The organism is Arthrobacter sp. DMZ02-1R (genome assembly GCF_057747935.1).
The window spans coordinates 2,910,948-2,932,481 of sequence record NZ_CM173230.1 but is presented as its reverse complement, the minus strand read 5'-3'; the positions used below and the strand labels follow the sequence as shown (position 1 = coordinate 2,932,481).

Genomic DNA, 21,534 nt, shown 5'->3' with positions numbered 1-21,534 from the left:
GGGCCGGCGCACGACGCTTTCCCAACTCCAACTGCAGCACACTACTAGGGTAGGTATATGAGACGCGCGAAAATCGTGGCAACGTTTGGACCGGCAATTTCCAGCTTTGACAACACCCTCGCGGTGCTGGAAGCCGGCGTCGACGTCGCCCGTATGAACATGAGCCACGGCGACTACTCGGTACACGACATCACGTACGAGAACGTCCGCAAAGCCGCCGCCCAGCTCCACAAGCCCGTTGCCATCATGGCCGACTTGCAGGGCCCGAAGATCCGGCTCGGCCGCTTTGTCGACGGCCCCCACGAGCTCGCTGTCGGTGACACGTTCACCATCACCACCGCGGACGTTCCGGGAACCAAGGACATCTGCTCCACCACGCTCAAGAGCCTTACAGAAGACGTCAACGTCGGCGACGCACTGCTGATCGACGACGGCAAGGTTGCACTTCGTGCCATCGAGGTTGACGATGTCAAGGTAGTTGCCAAGGTGACGGTCGGTGGCTGGGTTTCCAACAACAAGGGCATCAACCTGCCTGGCGTTGCCGTCAACGTCCCCGCGCTGAGTGAAAAGGACGAGGACGATCTCCGCTGGGCCTTGAAGCGCGGCGTCGACATGGTTGCGCTGTCCTTCGTTCGTGATGCATCAGACATCAAGCGCGTGCACGAAATCATGGACGAAGCAGGCCGCCGGGTGCCGGTGATCGCCAAGATCGAGAAGCCGCAGGCAGTGGCCCAGCTCCATGAAATCATCGACGCCTTCGACGCCATCATGGTTGCCCGTGGCGACTTGGGCGTGGAGCTTCCGCTTGAGGAAGTGCCGATCGTGCAGAAGCGCGCGATCGAGCTGGCACGCCGTTGGGCGAAGCCGGTCATCGTTGCTACTCAGGTACTTGAGTCGATGATCGACAACCCCCGTCCGACGCGCGCGGAGGCATCGGACTGCGCCAACGCAGTGCTCGATGGCGCCGATGCGGTCATGCTCTCCGGCGAGACCAGCGTGGGCAAGTTCCCGATCGAAACCGTCAAGACGATGGCCAGGATCATCGAGTCCACTGAAGAACACGGCCTTGAGCGCGTTCCTCCGCTGGGTACCAAGCCCAAGACCCGCGGTGGCGCTATCACGCGTGCCGCCGTCGAAATCGCCGATCAGCTGGACGCAAAGTACATCTGTACGTTCACGCAGTCCGGTGACTCAGCCCGCCGGCTGTCCCGTCTTCGCCCAGTCAAGCCGGTCTTTGCCTTCACTCCGGTGGAGCAGGTCTGGAACCAGCTGGCGCTGACGTGGGGCATCCGGCCGGTCCTGGTTCCCATGGTGGGCCACACCGACGCCATGACTGCCCAGGTTGATCGCAGCCTTCTGGAAATGAAGATCGTAGAGAACGGTGACCTCGTGGTCATTGCTGCCGGTTCGCCTCCCGGACAGGCCGGCTCGACGAACTCCCTGAAGGTCCACAGAGTGGGCGACCTTGCTGATACGTCTCGCGTGGAAGAGTCCGCGCGCAAGGAAAAGGTCGGTCCCTGGCCCGAAAAGAAGAAAAGGTCGGGCAAGGCCTGATCTCTCTCGGTTCAACTAGGGGAGGCTCCGCCGTTGGCGGGGCCTCCTTTTTTGGCGTTGAGCGGCTCCTGTTGGCGCCGTGCGGCTTGCGGGGACGACGAAGGGCGCCTGCTATCCCATGGGAAAGCAGGCGCCCTTCGTGGCGGAGGCTAGTTGACCTGGTTGATGATGGTCTCGGCGACCTCACGCATGCTGAGGCGGCGGTCCATGGACGTCTTCTGGATCCAACGGAAGGCTTCCGGCTCCGTAAGGCCCATCTTGGTGGTCAGGAGGCTCTTGGCACGCTCTACGAGCTTGCGCGTGGCGAACTGCTCCTGGAGGTCGGACACCTCGTTTTCAAGGGCCTTGATCTCCTCGTGGCGGGACAACGCGATCTCGATAGCGGGGATCAGGTCGGCTGGCGTGAAGGGCTTGACGACATAGGCCATGGCCCCGGCGTCGCGGGCGCGCTCCACGAGTTCCTTCTGGCTGAAAGCCGTGAGGAGGACCACAGGAGCGATCCTGGCCTTGACGATCTTTTCAGCGGCCGAGATGCCGTCCATGACGGGCATCTTGACGTCCATGAGGACCAAGTCTGGCTTCAACTCCTCGGCCAGCTGAACTGCCTTCTCACCATTGTCGGCCTCGCCGACGACGTCGTAGCCTTCGCCCTTCAGGATCTCGATGATGTCCAGGCGGATGAGGGTCTCATCCTCTGCGACAACTACACGGCGTGCCGGCTGGGATGCGGGCTTGGACTCCGTCTGTTCTGACACGGGATCTCCTTCAAGACGTACGGCGGGTTCATGACCATCTTAGTTGCACCCGGTCCTTGCGTATGATTTATTGCTCGGCCGAGCCGGTTCTGGAAAATAGCCTATCTGCATGTAGAGTAGTTTCGCGCACTGCAACAGGGAGCGTTGAGATCTGCAAAGACTTCGACGTCGGCTAGTCTTGTTCCAGTGTTTCCGCGCCCGAGTGGCGGAATTGGCAGACGCGCCGCACTCAAAATGCGGTATCGAAAGGTGTGTGGGTTCGAGTCCCACCTCGGGCACAGTGTTTTCGCAGGTCAGGGGGCCTTTGGCCCTCTGACTGTGCATAAATCAGCTTTTTATGGGCCCCCTCGGGGGCGTTTTGTGGTCCTCTGCCACCCTTCCTGGTCGGGGGAGTGGTTTGCGGTCTTGCTTCTTCATGGTGGGGTGGGTGCCGTTCTACATGACTTCCGGCTTAATTGGTCGCATTGGGTTCGTTGCCCGGACGCGGCTGGCATACCGCAACGCGGGCTGGGGATTTGATAGCTGCGTCGGGCCCCGGCGAAACCCGGGTGTGTCGGCATATTTCGGCGTCGTTCTGATAGCGGAGGCGCCGCCGGGCTTGAGGGGCCGGAGTGCCCGAACGTGTTGGCGTGTTCCGGCGAGACGAGTTCCATCATGCGGTCGAGGCCGCGCTGATAGCGATCTGTAGTCATTGGGGTATTCCTCCTGGGTTTGTCGGAAAGTGCGTTTCTCAATGCGTGGACAAGGCCAAGCTGCCCGTCGCACAAGGGCAGTGACTTCGCTGATCCGCCGGCAGGGCCGGCAGGCGGGTCCCTGATCATTGACCGGGTGATCCGCCCCTTGAGTTTCCAGAAGCCCCGGGAGGCCAGATCTGTGATGTTGGTGTAAACGGTCAGGTTTTCGAACAGTGTCGGAACGGTAAACGGCCCGGTCCGGCGTCGGCGTTGCAGCCGTCCCGGCAGGAACAGCCTGCTCCCGCTCAGGAGGCCGTCGGGTGGCCGGACTCTGCTTCTGACTGTCACCACCGTCTCGTCCACATTGTCGACCGGGCCCACAACCGTTCTGCTGCGGACAAGGCTACGGACCGGACCGGCGTCCTATCCCAGGACCTTCAGTGCCGTGCCCCAATTGAAGTTCTCGTACGCCGGGTTGGCCTGCAGAGCCATCACCAGCAATTGGAAGCCTTCCAATTCACGGGCATGATGCAGGCCGCCGACCTGGAGCGGACGGAGCCCTGCGGCGGTGACGAACTCGGCGACCTCATTGCGGGCATCCTCGGAATCGGAGGCGATGAAGACGTCCAACGGCTCTCCGGCGACCTCGCCGGCGACCAGGGTCCCGGCGAAGGTGGTGTTGAATGCCTTCACCACAGTGGCCCCCGAGGGGGCCAGTTTGGCAATTTCCTCCGCGGCGGAGGTGCCCGGGCCTACGACGAGCGAGTCGAAGGTCTCGTAGTTGATCGGGTTGGTGATGTCGATGATGATGCGGCCGTCGAGGGCATTGCCGTAGCCGCTGACAACCTCTTTGGCGGCATCGAATGGCAGTGCGAGCACGACGATGCGGCCGGCGGGGGCCTCGGTGGAGGCCGCACCGGTGGCCCCGGACCCCAGTTCGCCGGCCAGCTTCTGCGCCTCCTCCGCGTTCTTGTCGAGTACCTGGACGGAACGTCCGGCCGCGACGGCGCGGGTACCGATGCCGCGGCCCATGTTGCCCGAACCGATGATGGTGATGTCAGTCATGGTGTTCTCCCTAAAGGAAATAGATCAGGCGGCTTTTGACGACAAGTCAACTAAAGACGGGATGGAACCTACTCTCGACTGATTGAAAGTCAATCACGCCGGTGGATGCTGGAACACCCCTCCTGCCCGTCATCTGACTGGCAAGACCGTAAACAGCCGCCTCGGCGAGCGAGTGGAGCCCGTTCCGGGCACAGGCGGTGAGCTGCTCATTCCCACGATCGTTCTGCTCTACGGCACCTACATCCAGATCGCCGTCAGCCTGTCCCTGGCGGTGTCGCTTCCCACCATGCCCGTCGCGTTCGCCCGCTTCAGGTAGGGACAAGAGCTTCGTCGGACCGGGACGGAACAAACGCTTCCTCGTCACGATGACGGTGGGCTCCTTGACCGGGACCGTGATCGGCGGCCTCCTGCTGCTGGGCGTTGTTCCCAGCCTGGTCATCATTGCCCTGCCCGTCCTGCTCCTGATCCTCGTCGCGGGGTCTTTCGGCAAGGCCGGGACCGGAACGATCCGCCGCAGACTCATCCACGTCCCGGCCAGGATCGCCACCAGCGCCCGGCGCATCCGTCTTCACCAGCCCGGATCCTGGCCCTGGCAAACACCGTGCAGACGCTGTTCGAGAGCCTCTATCCGCCGCCGCAACCAGCCTGAACCGTGTCAACCCAGCCACACGGCACAACCGGGAAAACCGCCCCACCGTGCCTTCAGCCCGCAAATCCGCCCAACAGGTTACAGGTCACCAGGCAGATCGGTGGATCAAGGCCTAGTGCGGGAAGAAACCGACGTGTCCGTAGAATACGGTGATGCTCAGGAACAGCCACATCATTCCTGCGATGAACAACGACACAGCGAAGACCTTGGCCACCAGGCGATTCTCAGGAGCGAAGGGGGCCGTGATCGCGGCCACGCCAGTGATGGCGTAGGCCAAAGCCATGTAGAGAGCTTCCAGGATGGAGCCCGCCAACATCCCGGCAATCGGTTCCTCCTTAGGTGGATGCCACATCCCGAACTCGAGTCCGGCGACGGCGATCATGATGAGCCCGATGCCGCCAAAGGCACCCGCGTACAGGAACGGCCGGACGGTGGCCACGAGCTCGAGTTGCACCCCGCGGTCGACGGCGGTTCTCTCGGCTCGCATCAACGCTATGGCCCCGAAGAACACCAGAAAGCCAAAGAACATGGCGGGTTCACCGAAGGTGAGGTTGTCGACCGCGCAGCAGGGGACGCCGGGAACGGGAATCTGTTTCAGTGGCCACGTGAGGGTCATGTGAGTGCCGGTGACGGCCAAAAACAACCCGAGGGCTGCAAACATCCAGGCCCATCCGTCGATCGTTTTGCGACCAGGTTGCTGGACCACGCGCAGGAAGACGAGTGCCAACAGCATGATGGCACCGGCGACCATCGCCATGGTCGTGTTGTAGGTGATGCCCTGCTCAAGCATGCACTACCCCCGTTCTGCTAGGAGTGCCTGCCGAATGACCAGCAGGCCCGCGCACGCCCCGAATGTGGCGGACAGGATCAGTGCACCCGTGTCGCTACTGATGGCTGCCCAGAGGATCGCGGACAGGACAACGCCGACCACCAGGATCGCAAAGACAGCCCTGACCAATATCGCTCCCCACCGGCGAGTTTGCCCGTCGTTGAGTTCAATCGGGAGCCCGGTGAACGCATCATATTGGGACATATAGATGTCTTACCACGCGTAGGCATGGACTGAAAGGGGCAATTGGGGCACGACGTCGGCCCTCGACGCCGGGTTGCAGGAACCGGCCGATGAATTGCTATCGCTGCTGACGGACAAGGGCGCGAATGCCGCGCTGAAGGTCGCCTCGCTCGTGCCCGGGATGGTTGCCGGGGCGGACAGCTTCGATGACATGGCCCTGTTGCGCGACCCCGGGATGCGCCGGCTCTTCCCTAACAACATCGCAGTCAGGCGAAGTAGAAGCTGATTGGCGGGGCGGCACGATTACGGATTGACGAAGGCCCCGTTGCCGTCAGGCATCGTCGCTGCCGGGCTGGCCGCAGGGTCCGGAAGCTACTATTTTCCGTCCAGGAAGGAACTGTTTCTGGCGGCTGTTGCCGGAGTCGAAGACCTGCGATCTGAAAGCGCCCTGAAGGTTGCCCGGGATTGCCATATTGGTGAGGAGAGTTGGACGTTGGTTTCCCTCGGGCTGATGGCCTGGCAGCCCGCGCACGCGCCCGACCCCGATGCTCATCTCCTGAACGGGCAGCCACGAGCAGTTGAATGGGAACGTGCGAACACGTGGCCAGCTCGACCGGGAATTGATGGTCGTGTTCGACGCAGTAGGGACAAAACCATGACGGTCAACCTCACACCGGGGCGCACGCCGTCTCATCGGACCCGTCCACACGGTCTCCCCGGGGATCTTCCGATACATCCGTGCCGACTCAGCTCATAGTCAGCTTCCGATCGATGGCGTCGCGGGGACCTCGGGCCGTTTGGCTGTCCGCTCGTTCGGAACGGTGACCATGATGGCGATGATGGCGATCACTACCATGAGGAGGTTGAACAGGATGCCCACGGCACCGCCGAACCTCAGGCCGACGTTCTCCTGGTTGCCGATGAACAGGCCCCAGGACCTGATGGTGGCCGGGTCCATGGACTGGGCCGCGACGTACAGGGCCGCGGAGACGGCGACGCCGATCGCGTTGCCCAGCGAGGAGGCCATCTTGTAGATGCCGGCGGCGGCACCGGCCTCGTCGTCGGGCACGTTCGACAGAGCCGCATCCGTGGACGGCGTCGCGTAGAAGCCAAGACCGATACCGAACAAGGTGAAGCCGATGACTGCCAACACGATGTATTGCCCGATGAGGGTGAACGTCATTGACGTCAACAGGATTCCGACGCCGGCGATCGCGCTGCCCCAGATCATGGGCCGCTTGGGGCCGAAGCGCTGGAGCAGTTTCTCCCCGACGCGGATGGTTGCCAGGATCGCCACGAGGTAGCCGAGGGTCAGCAGGCCTGATTGCAACGAGGACAAGCCTGCGGCCACCTGGACCAGGCCGAGGGAGACGATCAGCGTCCCGGCCGCACCATTGAGCAGGAAATTCGAGAGGGTTGCTCCGGCGAACGTCGAGTTGCCGAAAAGCTTCAGGTTCAGGACTGGGTCGCTCCTGCTTGTCTCGATTCCGAAGAACACGAGTGCAGCCACGACCGCGACAACGATGAGCCCGATTCCGGTCCAGCTGAGCCAGCCGATCCGCGGGCCCTGCGAGATGTACACGTTCAGTGCCACGAGCGCGATGATGAGGCTCACCATGCCGCCCCAGTCGAACCTTCCGCCGGCTTTCCCGGCAGACTTGGATTCCGGGGTGCGACGCAGCAGGAATAGTGCGATGACCGAGAGCGCGATCGAGATCCAGAAGATCGACCGCCAGCCCAGGAATGATGTCGCCATCAGGCCGCCGAAGAGGGCGCAGAAGCCCGAGCCTCCCCACGAGCCGATTGACCAGAAGGACAGCGCACGCTGGCGCTCCTTTCCCTTGTAATAGTTCTTCACCAGGGCCATGGTGGAAGGCATGATGCACGCCGCGGACAATCCCTGAACGACGCGGCCACCGAGCAACGCCGCCGCAGTGAGCCCACCGGCGTTCTCGGGAGTCAGCGCAATCAGGAGGGACCCGAGAATACTCAGGTAGATGCCGACGTTCATGAACCTGACCCGCCCCAGCCGGTCCGCCAGCCCGCCGGCAACCACAATGAAAATGCCGGAGAACAGCGAAGTGATCGACACCGCGAGATTCCCCAGGGTCCGTTCGATCCCCAGTGATCCCTGGATACCCGGGATGACGTTAAGCAGAGTCTGCGCGAACAGCCAGAAGTTGATGACAGCCAGGACGATGCCGATCAACCATGCGTCGTTCGGTTTCCACTGAGTCCCGGTCGTGGCCGCGGACTGGGCGGTGCTCATGGTCTTGCTCCTAATTGGAGAGGTACGAGAGTGCGGCGGCCACATGGGTCTGGACCCCTATGGACAGGGTCGGGTCGATCACGGGCGCGAACAGCGGGGAGTGGTTGGCCGGTATGTCCCGGGCTACTGTCCCGCGTTCGACGGCGGCCCGGTAGGTTTCGGGATCCACGCCGCCTACGAGCCAGAACGTGTACGGCACACCGAATGCGTCCGGAATGCGGCTGAAGTCCTCGGACGCGGTCTGCCGTAAGGCTGTGCGCAGGGCGTCCGCTCCGAAGTGGGCGGAGAATGCGGCCCGGACCTTCTCCGTCACGGCCGCGTCGTTGCTGGTGAGCGGGAACTGGTCGTAATACTCGAAATCAGGGTCTTGCGGTGATCCGGCGGCGGAACACTCGCCCTTGACTATCCGCTCAATGGCCGCGAGCACGGACGCACGGACCTGGGTGTCGTAAGTGCGGACGTTGAGCAGGAGGGTAGCTCGGTCCGGGATGATGTTCGACGTCGCTCCGGCGTTGAGCGCCCCTACAGTGACAACCGCGAAGTCGCCCGGCTTGGTCTCCCGCGAGACGATGGACTGCAGTCTGAGCACGATCGAGGAGGCCAGTACCACCGGGTCGACGGACATGTGCGGCATCGAGCCGTGCGCGCCCTTCCCGTACACGGTGATCCTTAGCGAGTCCGCGGCTGAGAGGACCGGCCCGGCTGTAGTGGCCACGATCCCCGCCGGAATCGGCATCACGTGCTGGGCGAAGGCGACGTCGGGCCGCGGCACTTTGGCCACGAGTCCGTCGTCGACCATTGCCCGGGATCCGGCCCCGATCTCTTCGGCCGGTTGGAACAGCGCGATGTACGTCCCGGACCATGCTGTGCGCCCGTCGGACATGAGCTTGGCCGCGCCGAGCAGCGCAGCGACGTGGAGGTCGTGTCCGCACGCGTGCATGACCCCGTCCACGGCCGACGCATAAGGCAGCCCGGTAGCCTCGGTCACCGGCAGCGCGTCCGTGTCCGCGCGGGCAAGCACCGTTGGGCCGTCCCCGTTTGCGAGGATCCCGACGACGCCGGTGCCCCCGAGGCGTGTTACGGCATAGCCGAACGCGGTGAGTTTCCCCTCGACGAGCTTCGAAGTCCTATGCTCCTCAAGGCTTAGCTCGGGATGCCTATGCAGATCGATGTACGTATCCCGGATCCAGCCGAGCTCCGCTTCAAGGCCTGCCAAGACTGCTTCGGAACCGCTCATGGACCTTCGCTCTCAGTAGCAGTTCGGAGCGCCTGGGCGAGCCGGCGCAACCGGGAAACCCAGCATAGACCCGGAAACCCAAGCGGGGGAGTGCTGTTCAGTCCCGGGCAGTTTCCTCCGAGTGCGCCGCGCACCGGACCGTTGCGGCATGCGGGGCGCCGTCGTCGGTCCGAAGACCTTTGGCCTATGCCATCTGGCACATGCTCGAGCGTGCGGGTGCTGCCGGTTTCGGGTCAGACGGCCGTATAGCCGCCGTCGATCGGTATGGTCGCGCCGGTAATGAACTTCGCCTTCTCGCTCGCGAGGAAGGTGATGAGGTCGGCGACTTCCTGCGCCTCGCCGACGCGACCGGCCGGGTGCAGTTTTGCATACTGCTCGAGAGTCGGCTCGTCGATGAGCGGAGTGCGGATGACGCCCGGGGCTACAGCGTTCACGCGGATGCCCTCCTTCGCGTATATCGTCCCGGCGGCGCGGGTCATGTTCACGACGCCGCCTTTCGAGGCGGAGTAAGCAATGTTGTTCGAGACGGCCACGAGGCCGAACATCGAAGCGATGTTAACAACGACGCCACCCTCGCCCTGTTTGAGGAGCTGCTCGATGACGTACTTGTTGGTGTAAAAGACGCCTGAGTAGTCGATGCCGTTGGTGCGTTCCCAGTTTTCGACGGTCGAGGTGACGACGTCGCCCTCGCCGCCGACACCTGCGGAGGCGACGGCAATGTTAAGGCTGCCGAATTCCTCGACGGTCTTCGCGACGGCGGCCTCAACGCTCTCGGCCTTCGAGACGTCGCCCTGTACGAACTTTGCGCCGATCTCGTCGGCGACTTCCTGCGACTTGGGGTTGAAGTCAAAGATCATGACCTTCGCACCTTCGGCGATGAAGGTCTTCGCGGTGGCGAGACCGAGCCCCGATCCGCCGCCGGTGATGAATGCGACCTTGTTCTCGAGCTGCATGAGTCAGTCCAATCTGTAAGCGATTTTCCGGTCACTGTCGTGCCGGTGTTTCCGCGGTACGCGGTTATATATGCGTATGCATTCAGTTTGGCACTAATACTTGAAAAGTCAACCAATGGGGTGGCGTTCACATACCCTTCTTGACTCGAAGTCGGGGCGGCGTGAGCCCCGACTGGTCTGGCTTGGGGCTGTAAGCCATCCTGGCAACAGGCGCCAGACCAGCAAGCACCCATTAGAGAGCCAGCGTCGGATCTCCCTTTTTGATTTGCCCAACGTCGAGCCGGGGCTCGACGTCGGGCCTGGTCTCTGGGTGGTTGGAGTTGCGGACCCGCCCTGCTGATCGCGCTCCACGTCGGCCACGGCCAGAACGTCCCTCATCCGGAAGCCCCGAGGCTGACCATATGGGCCGCCACTGCCCAACCCGACGCCGTGAAGGGCTCCACCTTTTGCGGGTCCAGCGAGTCGGTCTGCAGGCCCAGGATCAGCCCCAGCAGCCACGCCGATGGCGAGGGGGCAATCCGGCCAGGGCTTCTCCGGGGCGGCGGACGTGAACGTCCTACCCGCCCACGGAGGTCCAAGCAAGGGAACATCCCTATGGGGTTCCGATGAGACCAGATGCCTCTCCGTGAGCCAATAATTCGCGGGCGTCCCCAACACGAGTCGAGGATCATATAGTTGAAGCTGCAAGTAATCGGTGTATTGTTTGAAGCAGTTGAACTGCCGGTGCCGTGCTTGTGGCTGGTGACGGCCGTTGGTTCCATATCTCCTCCGATCTGCGGTCTGCTCGACCCCACGCCGTACCCCGGATTTCCCCGACCCAAGGAGTGACCCTTCGAATGAACACCCCATTGCGCGACGTGCGTTCCCAAAACTGGAGTACCGACGCGGTTCCCTATGCAGTCGCACTTTTCCTGCATGGCTTCGGTTCAAATGAGCACGACCTAGGCTCGCTGGTGCCCGCGCTTGGGTTGAACCTGCCCTGGGCATCGCTGCGGGCACCGGTTGAGCTCGGCAACGGCGGAGCGGCCTGGTTCTCGATCATCACACCCGGAAACCCCGAGGCCGGGGCTGTGGAGAAAGCAACCGAGTCCATCTGGGCCTGGGTCGATGCAAACGTGGAACCCGGCACCCTCATCGTTCCCATCGGGTTCTCGCAGGGAGGGCTCATGGCCAGCCAGCTGCTGCGGACCCGCCCCGAACGGGTGCTGGCCCCCGTGGTGCTGGGCGGATTCGTGCTCGGCGCACCGCAGCCGGGCGACCAGACACTGCGCGCCGGTCGGCCGACCCTTTTCTGGGGACGGGGCTCGGACGACCGTGTCATCGCGCCCATAGCGATTACCCGCAGCAGTGAATACCTGCCGCAACACACTTCGCTGATAGAGCGGGTATATCCAGGACTGGCACACGGCATCAACGCACCCATGCTTGACGACGTACGCGATTTCCTCGCCACCGAGGTCGGTTCCCCGGCGGTGGCCCGCGCATGAGCGCGACAACCCCGTTCGAGATCGGCATATTCACTTTCGGCGAGCTCACCCGGAACGCTGCGGGGAAGCCGATGGATGCAGGTGCGCGCACCCGCGACATCCTTGAATGGGCGCGGGTCGCCGACGAGGCGGGGCTGGATGTCTTCGGCGTTGGAGAGCACCACCGGGAGGACTTCGCTGTGTCCTCGCCCGCGGTACTGCTGGCCGCAGCGGCCGCGCAGACCAAGAGAATTCGCCTGACCAGCACCGTCACGGTCCTCTCGAGCGCCGATCCGGTCCGCGTTTTCGAGGACTTCGCAACGCTGGATCTCATCAGTGGAGGGCGCGCCGAAATCACCGCCGGACGTGGCGCCTACCTGGAGTCCTTCCCGCTCTTCGGTCAGCCGCTGGAGCGCTACGACGAGTACTTCGAGGACCGGCTCGAGCTACTGCTGCGCATCCGCGCCGAAAACCCCGTCACTTGGAACGGAACGACCCGGCCCCCGCTGACCGATGCGGGAATCTGGCCGCGCCCGGCCCAGACCGCACTGCCGATCTGGGCTGCGGTCGGCGGGACGCGTTCCTCGGCGGTGCGGGCCGGAAGGCTTGGGTTGCCGTTGTACCTTGCGATCCTTGGGCACCCGGAGGGGTTCGGACCCCTGGCCGAACTGTATCGGCGCTCGGCGGCACAGGCAGGCCAGATGCCGGGGCGGATCGGCGTGACCTCGCATTTCTACGTCGAGGAGACTTCCCAGGGGGCGAAGGACACGTTCTTCCCGCATTATTCCTCGTACATCCACCAGAACATGCCGCGCACCGGGAGGCTCGATCGCGCAGGTTTCGAGGCCTGGGCGGCCCCGCGCGGCGCGCTCTTCGCTGGCAGCCCTGCCGAAATCGTCGACAAAATCCTTTGGGAGCACGAGATTCTAGGCCATACCCGCTTCCTCGCCCAGGTCGGGCTGGGCGGCTTGTCACAGGCCGCGACCCTGCGCTCCATCGAACTGCTGGCGACAGAAGTGCTGCCTGCTGTCCGGACGGCACTGAAGCAATAACGACTCCTCCGCGATATCTGCAAAAACACAAAGAGTGTCGCTTACCGGATGGCTTCTTTGGGCATCAGGCATTCTTCCTGTAGACAGCTTTGGACCACCACCACCGACGCCGGTTGGTGGCAGCCTGTATTGCGCGCGGGAGAAGCCCCGCGGTACCGCGTCTGGCTCGGGCGCTTTCCTCCGCGCGCCCAGCGCACTGAACCGTCGGGACAAAGGAGCCACCGCCGTCGGCCGTTAGGTACCCGGTTACATGCTTTTCTGTTTGCGCATTCGTCCCCGAAGGTCAGTTGTTGTTAGTCCCGACGGCGAAATAGTACGCAGGTGAATGTAGTACCCGCGATGAGGGCGCCGACCCGGGCCGCGATCGTACTGTCCTCAATCAAGGGGCGGCGGCCAGCTGGGACGGGCCGGTTCCGTGCCGATCAGCGCCAGGGGCATCACGAACGTTCGGGCGGGGCAGATCTCGTGTGGGTGCCGGTCCGGGGCCCGCGGGTCGTCACTGTTGGTCAGGATCCGTTCCTTCTGTGGTGTTGTCGACGGTTCCGGTCCGGCTCCGCCGGCCCAGGGGGCCGGGCCGGGGGAGGCGGACTTCTGTTGGAAGACTCCAGCCGAACCGTCGCGCCAGCAGGGAAATGGCCGCACCGCTCAGGATGGCGACGAGCGATCCGATGGCCGGGAATCCCAGAACGCTGAGGACGACCATCTCCACGCTCGCGACAAAGGCGCTCGTTGCGTACAGGGTGTTGCCGCCGAAAATCGTCGGGACCTTCATCAGTAGCACATCCCTGACCATCCCGCCGCCGATGGCTGTGATCATGCCGAGGACGATTGCAGGCAACCATCCGAGCCCGGCGTCAAGGCCCTTCTGCGCACCGACGGCCGCCCAACAGCCCAGGGCCAGCGCGTCCAGCAAAACCAGGATCCTATGCCAGAACCTGCGCCTGAACGGCAACACGAATGCGACGATGGCTCCCGCAATCGCCACGAACAGGTAAAGGGGGTCCAAAAGGGCCACCGGGGTCCCGTGCTGTAACAAGGTGTCGCGGATCATCCCCCCGCCGAGACCGGACATGATCGCCAGAATGACGAAACCGACCAGATCAAGACGGGCGAAACGCGCGGCAAGCCCTCCGAGGACGGCGTTGGCCAGCACACCGGCGAGATCCACGACGATGAGAAATGCACTGAGGGTGACCGTGGCCATCCCCCCTCCCTTCCGGCGCTGCGTCAACCCGGCACAACGGCTGCATCGGACCCATGCCATCCCGATCGTCCTCCCGTACTGCCTGCCCGTGCAATCCCCGGAGCGCGTGGCCGGCACGGAGAAGAATCGAACCCCGGGTGGTCATCGGGTCAGGTCCGTGGGTTGAAGGATGTCCCCGCACTTTGTCCGGTTCTAGGAAGCAGGAGGCGGACTTGGCAATGCCGGGACTCGGGTGCCCAAGGCCATGCACCCGGGTCCCGCTCCGCGGCACACGGCCCTGAGCGGTCTAGCGCGGAAGCGCGTCACCGCGACCTTCTGATACGTCCGGTCCCTGACAATTCCGGTGGTGTTTTGTGTGGGAAGAACTCAGCTCATGATCAGTTTCCGAGGGATGGCGTCGCGGGGAGCTCGCCGGCGCCCTCCTGCGTCCAGTCGTTTCCACCGGTGACGAACAGCGGCTTACTGGACGCAGCCAGGGCATCAGCCAATGCAGCCACCTCCATTGTGGTCATTCCGCCGGTGGCTACCGGAATAGGGGGATGGAGCTCGGCTGGGATCTGCTGCCGGATGACATCCTCCGGCAGGCCGATCACGACAGGGCCGGGCCGTCCGCTCATTGCCGCGAACAGGGCCTCGGCGACGATTTCTGAGGCACGTTCAGCGTGGTCCAAGACCATCACACGCTTCGCACCGGTGTCGAACCAGGCTTTGATGTCAAACTCCTGGAAAGCCTCGCGGTCCCTGTGGGCAAAGGGGATCAGCCCCACAAACAACACCATCGGAGTGGAATCCTGCCACGCCGTGTGCAGCCCAACGTGAGCATTGGCAGCACCCGGACCCCGGGTAACCATCGCAATTCCAGGCAGCTGATTCATCTTGCCGTCAGCCTCGGCCATGTAAGACGCCCCGTCTTCATGGCGGCAAATGATGGTCTCAATCGGCGAGTCATGGTGCCCGTCAAGAACGTCAAGAAAGCTCTCACCGGGCACTACGTGTGTCCGCTTGATTCCGTGGGCGACCAACGTATCGACGATGACGCGGCCAGCCGACTTGTGGGGCGCTGACGGCGAATCCGCTGTTAGTTCGTCTTGCTTGAGCGTTGGTTGAGTCATGGTAAATAACCTTCTCGCTGGGTGCCGCGCCTTTGACGCATCAGGGACTTCAGTTGGTGCTAGAACGGGGCCGTTGTCAAAGGAAGGCGACGGCTGGCCGGCCCAGGTGGATTACAGAAGAATGCTTAGAGGGCTCTCAATGCGCCTCTTAAAGGCCGCCAACAGTTGGGCTGCCATCGCTCCGTCGATGACGCGGTGATCAGCTGAAAGTGTGCAACTCATAACCGTGCGAACTGCTAAGTGGCCGTCTGACACGACAGGGCGCAGCTCCGCGGCTCCCACGGCCAGGATTCCCGCTTGGGGCGGATTGAGAATTGCTGAGAACTCCCGGGTCCCGTACATTCCCAAGTTCGTCAAGCTGAAGGATCCACCATCGAGTTCTTGCTGTCGGATCCGCCCGGCCGCGGCACGTTCTTTGTAGTCGCCCATGACCCTGCCCAGGGAGCTGAGCGAGAGGTTGTCGAGTCCGCGGATGACTGGTGTTAGCAGGCCGTCCGGGGTTGCGATGGCCACCGCGACATCGACGGTGGAGTAGCGGCGGATGGCATTTCCTTGCCATGACGCGTTGGCTGCTGGCACGTCGGCCAGGGCACCTCCCAGGGCTTTTAGGACAAGGTCGTTGACAGTGGCTTTTTGTCCCATTGGAGCCAAGCCCTCGTTAACTTGCTTGCGGAGCGTGAGGAGGGCATCCATTTCGACGTCGATGGAGACGTAGAAATGGGGAACAGTAGTCTTCGACTCCGTAAGCCTCCGGGCAATGGCTTTGCGCATGCCCGAGAGCGGTTCGTCCTGGAAGTTGTCTCCGCCCACGCTCATATCGGACGGATTCGATGGGGACGACGCGGCAGTTCCCCCCACTCCGGAAACTGAGACCGGACCAGCTGTTTGATGGCGGGATGCAGCTTCGACGTCGCCGCGAAGGATCCTGCCATTGGGTCCTGATCCTGCCAGAGCTGAAAGGTCAATGCCGAGATTTTTGGCGAGTTTGCGGGCCAGAGGCGATCCGAAAACGCGAGAATCCCCTCCTTGACCCGGGGTGGAGGCGTCGTGAGTTGCGTCGGGAGCTGTGGGACGCGTGTCGCGGCGTGTGGTGAGTGCTTCAGTGTCCTCGGGAACGGGACGCTCGGCAAAGCTTTGTGAGGCCCCTCCGGCCGATGAGATTTTCCTGTCTATGGAGGCTTCATCCTCGCCCGGTTCAACGAGCACAGCAATGGGGTCACCGACCCCCACAGACGTACCAGGCCCGATGAGGAGTCTTCCGACTACGCCCGCGGCTTCGGCCTGTAGCTCTACTGTGGCCTTTTCGGTTTCAATTTCGGCGATGGGCTGTCCTGTGGCGATGGTGTCGCCTATTTTCACGAGCCAGTCCTGGAGAGCTGCTTCGGTGGCGTCTGCGACGACGGCCGGCATGGTGATGATAGTTGCCATGATGAATGTCCTTCGATGGTTCCGGTTCAGCGATTGCCGAGGTTGCGGGCGACTTCGTCGAAGCCGGCCACGACGTCGTCGAGATCGGCGTTGGCAGCGGCCTCGAGGACTTTCGAGATGCTTGGTGCGGCTTCTTTGCCCGTGACCCGCTGGATGGGCTGGTCGAGGTAATCGAAGAACCTGCGTTGGATTTCGTCGGACAGCCAGCCGCCATAGGACGTGCCACGGGCACCCTGCTCGACGATCAGAACGTTGTTGGTTTTCTGGATCGAGGCTCCAATGGTCTCCCAGTCCAAGGAAGCTCGATCAAGCCAGCGCAGATCGATGACCTCGGGATCGAGGTCGGGCCGTTGCTCTGCGGCTTGAAGCGACACATCCACCATGTTCAGGTAGCTCAGTACGGTAACGCCCTCACCTGTCCGGCGCACGGCAGCCTTGCCAACAGGCAACTGGTAGTCGAGGGTCCCTTCCGGGATTTCTCCCTTGACTCCGTACAGGTCGACGTGCTCAAGCACGAGCACCGGGTCCTGGAGCTCCAAGGCAGTATTCATGAGACCGATATAGTCGTGCGGGGTGGAGGGGGCCACGATGCGCCAACCGGGGTTATTGGCAAATATGCCCGCCGGGTCCATGGAATGCTGGGAGCCGTAACCGGCGCCCATTGCGACCTTGGCGCGTAGAACCACGGGCATCGAGGACTGGCCGCCGAACATGTGTCGGGCCTTGCCGATCTGGTTGAAGATCTGGTCCGCGGCGACCCATAGGAAGTCCGAGTACATAAATTCCACGATGGGCTTGTAGCGCCCTGTCATGGACAGGCCGCCAGCGAGGCCCGCGAAGGCGTTCTCGCTGATCGGTGTGCCGAGAATCCGGTCCGGATAGGCGTCTTTTAGCCCGCGAGTAGCCCCGTTGGTACCGCCTTTGAGCCGGTGCACGTCCTCGCCCAACACCAGCACGCCGGGGTCTATGTCCATTTGGCGGCCGATTACATCCGCTATGGCATCCACAAAGCGACGCTCGACGGTGCCGGCTTCTAATGGGTCGGGGAGTTCCGTACCAGTCAGTGTCGGTTCGCTCCTGATGTCCGTATCTACGGTGGCCGGATCGGGCCAGAGGGCGGCGCGGATCCGGCGGGCGCCCTTGCTGCTCTCCGGGTCCTTTTCGGTGATTGTGTCAACAATCCGGGTAATCACCTCCGTGATCTGTGACGTCAGGTCGGTCAGTTGCTCGTCGGTGAGGAGTCCGCGCCGGGTCATCGCTTCGGCAACCCTTGCCAACGGGTCGCGTTCGCGCCACTGCTTCTCCTCCTCCTTGCTCCGATACCCGAAGGCGCTGCCGGGGAAGGGGCCGTTCTGGTGGAAATAGCGGTAGGTCTCCGCCTCGATAAGAGTTGCACCCTTGCCGGCGCGCATGTAGTCCACAGCTGCCTTCTGAGCCAGGTAAACCGCAAGAGGGTCCATGCCATCGATGCGCCATGACCTAATTCCGAAACCGGGACCACGGGCCGCCAGCCGAGGTTCACCGGTCACATCCGCGACGTGCGTCGAGACTGCGTAAAGATTGTTCTCGATGTAGAAGCAAAGTGGCAACTTCCAAGCTGCGGCCAAGTTCAGGGTTTCAAGTGTCGACCCAATATTGGACGCGCCGTCTCCGAAATAGGTGACCGTCACGCCCATAGTGTCGACCTGCCCACCGGCGGCCTTGACCTCGGCATCGTGGCGCTGGGCCCATGCATTGCCTGCCGCGAGGGGCACTCCGCCGCCTACGATGGCATTTGTGCCCAGGGCTCCCGCCTCCAGCCACTGAAGATGCATTGAGCCACCGCGACCACCGCTGAACCCGGCATTGAGACCCAAAATCTCGGACATCGTGCGTCGAATGAACTCCGATACCTGATCAGTCTTTATTCCGTCGACAATCGACATGCCGTCGGGGCACAGATAGGCCAGACCCTTGGCCAAGAACTGGTGATGACCACGGTGCGTGCCGTTAACTCCATCCCTACTGCGGAGTGCCAGTATCGACCCCACCGCGGCCCCCTCCTGGCCGATGCTGGAGTGGGCGGGTCCGTGAACCAGCCCTTCTGCGGCCAACTGCAGGACTACTTCCTCAAAAATCCGGACAGTATGCATCTGCACCAGCATGGACTCGAGCAGTTCGGGTGCGGCCGCGTCCCAGTCCTCGCGAGTGGTGCGCAGCTCTGTGCATTCTGTCGAGTATGTCAAAGGCGTACTGGTGGACATCTGGGCTCCCTTGGCGCGTGGGTTGTAGCGGACGGCTTGCTTTACATTAAGGACCAATTGGATCATAAAGCTATCATCAGGCGAGTGCTACTATCGCATTACGCGATTAGATGTTCCGCGAAAACTCGTAAATGCAAAGGAGCAGATTCGATGAGTATCACTAGAATCCTTGAAGGAAAGCACATCCTCATCACCGGGGCAGGCCGTGGGCTGGGGGAGGCGTACGCGCGAGCCGCCGTCGCGGAGGGCGCGCGGGTGGTGATCTCCGACGTCAACGCCGAAGCCGTAGAGGCGGTGGCGCAGTCAATCAACCGGGATGGCGGTGAAGCTCTCGCAGTCGTGGCGGACGTCACCGATTGGGACAGTTGCCAGCGGCTGGTCTCTGCCGCGGTAAACCGCTTCGGGAGGCTGGACGGCCTGGTGAATAACGCCGGCTACTTGGAGACTGTGACCGCCGGCGAGGAGACGGAAGCCCACATTCGCCGCCACATCGATATCAACGTCATCGGCACCTACTTCATGTCGGTTCACGGGCTCGCCGCGATGGAGGGCCGCGGATCCATCGTCAATGTAACGTCCGGTGCGATCGCTGGTCTGCGGATGATGAGCGCATACTCGGCGGCAAAGGGCGCGATCGCCTCCCTGACCTACGCATGGGCGACTGAGTTCGGTGCCGAAAGCGGAGACATCCGCGTTAATGCCATGGCGCCGCACGCTGACACGCCGATGATGGCGGCGGGCACCGCGGCGTACACGAAGTTCTTCGGCGGCAATGCGGTGGCACCGCCACCGTCGACCAATGCTCCGGTCGTCGTCTACCTGCTGTCAGACCTGAGCGATGGCGTGAACGGCCAGGTCGTCCGCCTCGCGAACGGCCATGAGCTTATGCTGCTGTCCCATCCTGCCGTCGTCGACTCCGCCCTCACACGGGAGTCCTGGACGACCCTCGATGTCAGCGCGGCATTCGACGATGTGCTGCGCGCGAGGATGCAGCCCTACGGCCAACTGGCGTTCACGAACTCCCGCATTACCGAGCCTGAATTGACCGAGTTCGCGGGAGCCAGCCGGTGAACGGGCAAGGCGCCCCTACCAAACGCAGCGTAGATGTCGTGATCGTTGGAGCTGGTCCAGTGGGGCTTGCGGCCGCACTCCTCCTAGGAAGGTTCGGAGTCGAGACGCTCGTTGTCGAGCGTCGAACCGGCCGGTCGCGCCATCCCAGGTCCCGTGCGGTCACTTGTCGCACGATGGAGGTGTTCCGCAGCCTCGGTCTCACCGAGGAGGTGCGGGCTGCCGCGCTTCCGGGCGGGCCACGGCGCTTGCTCGGACGGGACGCAGTTTCGCCGTGGCGTTCGGAAGTCATGAGCGGCGAGAGTGCGGATGCCCTCGGCGACACGAGCCTCGCGCCGGAGACTCTGGAGGTCGTCCTGTGCTCCCAGGACGTGCTCGAACCAATCCTCTTCGACGCCGCGAAGGCCGAACGCACCGTCACCATCGAGCTCGGCAAGACCGTTTTGGGAGTTAACGACACCGGGACTGAAGCGATCGTCTGCATTGCCACCGACGATGGCCAGGAGGATGTGTCCGCGAAGTACGTCATCGCCGCCGACGGGGCCGCCAGCCAGGTACGCGACGCGCTGGGAATCGGGACGACCGGCGAACAGGACCTGCAGACAGCAGTGAGCGTACTGTTCCGGTCCCCGGTCATTGAACGGCGGACGGGCGACCCGTCGAGCTTCATCTACCTTGATAATCCGGACACGATCGGGGCGGTTGTCATCGCACCGGTGGACACTTCCGACAGGGTGGCGATGCTGGGGCGCCCGCTGGTCATGGACGAGATGCCCTTCGAGGACATCGACTGGACGACGCAGATACGCAATGCGATCGGTGATCCCGACGAGGCGATTGAATTGATCGACGCCCGGACCTGGACTGTGGGGGCCTGGGTCGCCGACCGGTACGCCTCTGGCCGCGTCCTACTCGCCGGGGACGCGGTCCACGTGATGCCTCCCTATGGTGGGTTCAACCAGAACACCGGCATTCAAGACGTCCACAACCTAGCATGGAAGCTGGCGGCCGTCCTCAAGGGCTGGGCGGACCCCGCCCTCCTGGCTACCTATGAAGTCGAGCGGCGGCCAGTCGCCGTCTTCAACACGGAGGAAGCGGTTCGCAACTTCCGGTCAATCGTGGGGAATGCCGATGATGGCCCACGTTCCTTCCGGCCGGAGAACTTCGTGCATCCTGGCCTGGACATCGGGTTCCGCTACGACCGGGGAGCGGTCGCCGGAGCGACATCAACGAATGAGAGCTGGCCGGTCGGAGCATTTGTCCCAACCGCTGCGGTGGGCGAGCGCGCCCCGCACGTCTGGCTCGACGCCGAGGGCACGACGTCGACGCTGGATCTCTTCGGGCACGAGCTCGTCATACTAGCGCGCTCAGGCTCGGCGCCTGCGAATGCGACAGGCCTGCGCGCGGGCGTTCATGGCATCCCATACCGCTCGATCTCGTTCGGGCCGACCGGAGACTTCGTCATGGCGGAATCGGCGTGGGCGGACGCATACCGGGTGAGGGGGGACGAAGCGATCCTCGTCCGGCCCGACGGCCACGTGCTCGCCCGCCTAACCAGCAGCGAACCCGACGTCGTGGATGAGGCCCTGCTCGCATACGCAGGCCGCGCCATGGCCGTGTGATTCATGGAAGTCCTGTCAGGCGCGATGGCTCTCAGGTAACGCGGTGACCCGGGAAGGCCCTCGGGCAGTGAATGCGCGTGGTCCCTCCCGTGAGTGACGACGGCCAAGCCAGCTGGACGATTATTCGACACAGGAACTAACAGCAGGGCGTGGAATTTCGCGACAGCACGG

The 21,534-nt window shown here is 63.2% G+C and carries 18 protein-coding genes, 1 tRNA gene and 1 pseudogene; 8 read left to right on the top strand and 12 right to left on the bottom strand.

All coding sequences use genetic code 11. The features are described from left to right. Nucleotides 1-57: 57 nt before the first annotated feature. Nucleotides 58-1,554 carry a pyruvate kinase gene (pyk, locus tag AC3ANQ_RS14120; protein ID WP_488301633.1) on the top strand — a complete coding sequence of 499 codons (1,497 nt, stop codon included), beginning with the start codon at nt 58-60 and terminating at the stop codon, nt 1,552-1,554. A gap of 149 nt (nt 1,555-1,703) precedes the next feature. On the opposite strand, the gene AC3ANQ_RS14115 is transcribed toward pyk, so the two are convergent. Next, complete coding sequence (locus AC3ANQ_RS14115) at nt 1,704-2,309, bottom strand: ANTAR domain-containing response regulator (protein ID WP_028266834.1); 606 nt, start codon at nt 2,307-2,309, stop codon at nt 1,704-1,706. Nucleotides 2,310-2,505: 196 nt separating this feature from the next. Between AC3ANQ_RS14115 and AC3ANQ_RS14110 the strand changes: the two genes are divergently transcribed. Continuing rightward, nucleotides 2,506-2,587 (top strand) — tRNA-Leu (locus AC3ANQ_RS14110). Nucleotides 2,588-3,406: 819 nt separating this feature from the next. Here the strand turns inward: AC3ANQ_RS14110 and AC3ANQ_RS14105 are convergent. After that, nucleotides 3,407-4,048 carry an NADPH-dependent F420 reductase gene (locus AC3ANQ_RS14105; RefSeq protein ID WP_488301632.1) on the bottom strand — a complete coding sequence of 214 codons (642 nt, stop codon included), beginning with the start codon at nt 4,046-4,048 and terminating at the stop codon, nt 3,407-3,409. An 82-nt stretch (nt 4,049-4,130) separates the two neighbouring features. Here AC3ANQ_RS14105 and AC3ANQ_RS14100 point away from each other — a divergent pair, with 82 nt between their 5' ends. Continuing rightward, nucleotides 4,131-4,364 (top strand): hypothetical protein, encoded by a 234-nt coding sequence (locus AC3ANQ_RS14100; RefSeq protein WP_488301631.1) that lies wholly within the window; start codon nt 4,131-4,133, stop codon nt 4,362-4,364. On the opposite strand, the gene AC3ANQ_RS14095 is transcribed toward AC3ANQ_RS14100, so the two are convergent. From AC3ANQ_RS14095 to AC3ANQ_RS14085, 3 genes are all read right to left on the bottom strand, one after another. Continuing rightward, nucleotides 4,357-4,620: a hypothetical protein gene (locus AC3ANQ_RS14095; RefSeq protein ID WP_488301630.1), complete on the bottom strand. Its 264-nt coding sequence runs from the start codon at nt 4,618-4,620 to the stop codon at nt 4,357-4,359. The two genes, AC3ANQ_RS14100 and AC3ANQ_RS14095, sit on opposite strands and share 8 nt — an antisense overlap. A gap of 189 nt (nt 4,621-4,809) precedes the next feature. Continuing rightward, nucleotides 4,810-5,487, bottom strand: coding sequence for a DUF981 family protein (locus tag AC3ANQ_RS14090; RefSeq protein WP_488301629.1), 678 nt, complete (start codon nt 5,485-5,487; stop codon nt 4,810-4,812). Nucleotides 5,488-5,490: 3 nt separating this feature from the next. Further along, nucleotides 5,491-5,730 carry a hypothetical protein gene (locus AC3ANQ_RS14085; protein WP_488301628.1) on the bottom strand — a complete coding sequence of 80 codons (240 nt, stop codon included), beginning with the start codon at nt 5,728-5,730 and terminating at the stop codon, nt 5,491-5,493. 94 nt (nt 5,731-5,824) lie between these two features. Here AC3ANQ_RS14085 and AC3ANQ_RS14080 point away from each other — a divergent pair, with 94 nt between their 5' ends. Then, on the top strand, nt 5,825-5,995 hold the full coding sequence (locus AC3ANQ_RS14080; protein WP_488305407.1) for a hypothetical protein: 171 nt from the start codon (nt 5,825-5,827) through the stop codon (nt 5,993-5,995). 471 nt (nt 5,996-6,466) lie between these two features. Here the strand turns inward: AC3ANQ_RS14080 and AC3ANQ_RS14075 are convergent, their stop codons facing one another. From AC3ANQ_RS14075 to AC3ANQ_RS14065, 3 genes are all read right to left on the bottom strand, one after another. Next, on the bottom strand, nt 6,467-7,978 hold the full coding sequence (locus tag AC3ANQ_RS14075; protein WP_488301627.1) for an MFS transporter: 1,512 nt from the start codon (nt 7,976-7,978) through the stop codon (nt 6,467-6,469). Nucleotides 7,979-7,988: 10 nt separating this feature from the next. Beyond that, complete coding sequence (locus AC3ANQ_RS14070) at nt 7,989-9,215, bottom strand: amidohydrolase (RefSeq protein WP_488301626.1); 1,227 nt, start codon at nt 9,213-9,215, stop codon at nt 7,989-7,991. Between the two features lie 233 nt (nt 9,216-9,448). After that, the gene (locus tag AC3ANQ_RS14065; RefSeq protein WP_488301625.1) at nt 9,449-10,168 is read right to left on the bottom strand and encodes an SDR family NAD(P)-dependent oxidoreductase; all 720 of its coding nucleotides are present in this window, start codon (nt 10,166-10,168) and stop codon (nt 9,449-9,451) included. Between the two features lie 836 nt (nt 10,169-11,004). On the opposite strand from AC3ANQ_RS14065, the gene AC3ANQ_RS14060 reads away from it, so the two are divergent. Both AC3ANQ_RS14060 and AC3ANQ_RS14055 read left to right on the top strand, forming a co-directional pair. Next, the gene (locus tag AC3ANQ_RS14060; protein WP_488301624.1) at nt 11,005-11,655 is read left to right on the top strand and encodes an alpha/beta hydrolase; all 651 of its coding nucleotides are present in this window, start codon (nt 11,005-11,007) and stop codon (nt 11,653-11,655) included. Next, nucleotides 11,652-12,686, top strand: a complete 1,035-nt coding sequence (locus tag AC3ANQ_RS14055) for an LLM class flavin-dependent oxidoreductase (RefSeq protein ID WP_488301623.1) — start codon at nt 11,652-11,654, stop codon at nt 12,684-12,686. Before AC3ANQ_RS14060 ends, AC3ANQ_RS14055 begins: the two co-directional genes overlap by 4 nt. A gap of 496 nt (nt 12,687-13,182) precedes the next feature. On the opposite strand, the gene AC3ANQ_RS14050 is transcribed toward AC3ANQ_RS14055, so the two are convergent. The 4 genes and pseudogenes from AC3ANQ_RS14050 to AC3ANQ_RS14035 all read right to left on the bottom strand — a co-directional run bounded on the left by AC3ANQ_RS14050 (nt 13,183) and on the right by AC3ANQ_RS14035 (nt 18,739). Further along, the gene (locus tag AC3ANQ_RS14050; protein ID WP_488301622.1) at nt 13,183-13,890 is read right to left on the bottom strand and encodes a trimeric intracellular cation channel family protein; all 708 of its coding nucleotides are present in this window, start codon (nt 13,888-13,890) and stop codon (nt 13,183-13,185) included. A gap of 404 nt (nt 13,891-14,294) precedes the next feature. Next, nucleotides 14,295-15,002, bottom strand: a pseudogene (locus AC3ANQ_RS14045) (thiamine pyrophosphate-binding protein); the annotation flags it as partial. Nucleotides 15,003-15,113: 111 nt separating this feature from the next. Then, a complete protein-coding gene (locus AC3ANQ_RS14040) occupies nt 15,114-16,430 on the bottom strand; it encodes a dihydrolipoamide acetyltransferase family protein (protein ID WP_488301621.1) in 1,317 nt (438 codons plus the stop codon). Nucleotides 16,431-16,456: 26 nt separating this feature from the next. Further along, a complete protein-coding gene (locus tag AC3ANQ_RS14035; RefSeq protein WP_488301620.1) occupies nt 16,457-18,739 on the bottom strand; it encodes an alpha-ketoacid dehydrogenase subunit alpha/beta in 2,283 nt (760 codons plus the stop codon). An 84-nt stretch (nt 18,740-18,823) separates the two neighbouring features. On the opposite strand from AC3ANQ_RS14035, the gene AC3ANQ_RS14030 reads away from it, so the two are divergent. Continuing rightward, nucleotides 18,824-19,744, top strand: a complete 921-nt coding sequence (locus AC3ANQ_RS14030) for an SDR family NAD(P)-dependent oxidoreductase (RefSeq protein WP_488301619.1) — start codon at nt 18,824-18,826, stop codon at nt 19,742-19,744. Beyond that, entirely contained in the window at nt 19,741-21,363 is a 1,623-nt protein-coding gene (locus AC3ANQ_RS14025) for an FAD-dependent monooxygenase (RefSeq protein WP_488301618.1), read from the top strand. Before AC3ANQ_RS14030 ends, AC3ANQ_RS14025 begins: the two co-directional genes overlap by 4 nt. Nucleotides 21,364-21,534: the final 171 nt, after the last annotated feature.

Excerpts from the sequence above, each read along its gene's own strand:
- pyk (WP_488301633.1), top strand. The coding sequence starts at position 58 with ATGAGACGCGCGAAAATCGTGGCAACGTTTGGACCGGCAATTTCCAGC.
- AC3ANQ_RS14085 (WP_488301628.1), bottom strand. The coding sequence starts at position 5,730 with ATGTCCCAATATGATGCGTTCACCGGGCTCCCGATTGAACTCAACGAC.
- AC3ANQ_RS14065 (WP_488301625.1), bottom strand. The coding sequence starts at position 10,168 with ATGCAGCTCGAGAACAAGGTCGCATTCATCACCGGCGGCGGATCGGGG.
- AC3ANQ_RS14060 (WP_488301624.1), top strand. The coding sequence starts at position 11,005 with ATGAACACCCCATTGCGCGACGTGCGTTCCCAAAACTGGAGTACCGAC.
- AC3ANQ_RS14055 (WP_488301623.1), top strand. The coding sequence starts at position 11,652 with ATGAGCGCGACAACCCCGTTCGAGATCGGCATATTCACTTTCGGCGAG.
- AC3ANQ_RS14105 (WP_488301632.1), bottom strand. The coding sequence starts at position 4,048 with ATGACTGACATCACCATCATCGGTTCGGGCAACATGGGCCGCGGCATC.
- AC3ANQ_RS14040 (WP_488301621.1), bottom strand. The coding sequence starts at position 16,430 with ATGGCAACTATCATCACCATGCCGGCCGTCGTCGCAGACGCCACCGAA.
- AC3ANQ_RS14035 (WP_488301620.1), bottom strand. The coding sequence starts at position 18,739 with ATGATCCAATTGGTCCTTAATGTAAAGCAAGCCGTCCGCTACAACCCA.
- AC3ANQ_RS14075 (WP_488301627.1), bottom strand. The coding sequence starts at position 7,978 with ATGAGCACCGCCCAGTCCGCGGCCACGACCGGGACTCAGTGGAAACCG.
- AC3ANQ_RS14090 (WP_488301629.1), bottom strand. The coding sequence starts at position 5,487 with ATGCTTGAGCAGGGCATCACCTACAACACGACCATGGCGATGGTCGCC.
- AC3ANQ_RS14030 (WP_488301619.1), top strand. The coding sequence starts at position 18,824 with ATGAGTATCACTAGAATCCTTGAAGGAAAGCACATCCTCATCACCGGG.
- AC3ANQ_RS14070 (WP_488301626.1), bottom strand. The coding sequence starts at position 9,215 with ATGAGCGGTTCCGAAGCAGTCTTGGCAGGCCTTGAAGCGGAGCTCGGC.
- AC3ANQ_RS14050 (WP_488301622.1), bottom strand. The coding sequence starts at position 13,890 with ATGGCCACGGTCACCCTCAGTGCATTTCTCATCGTCGTGGATCTCGCC.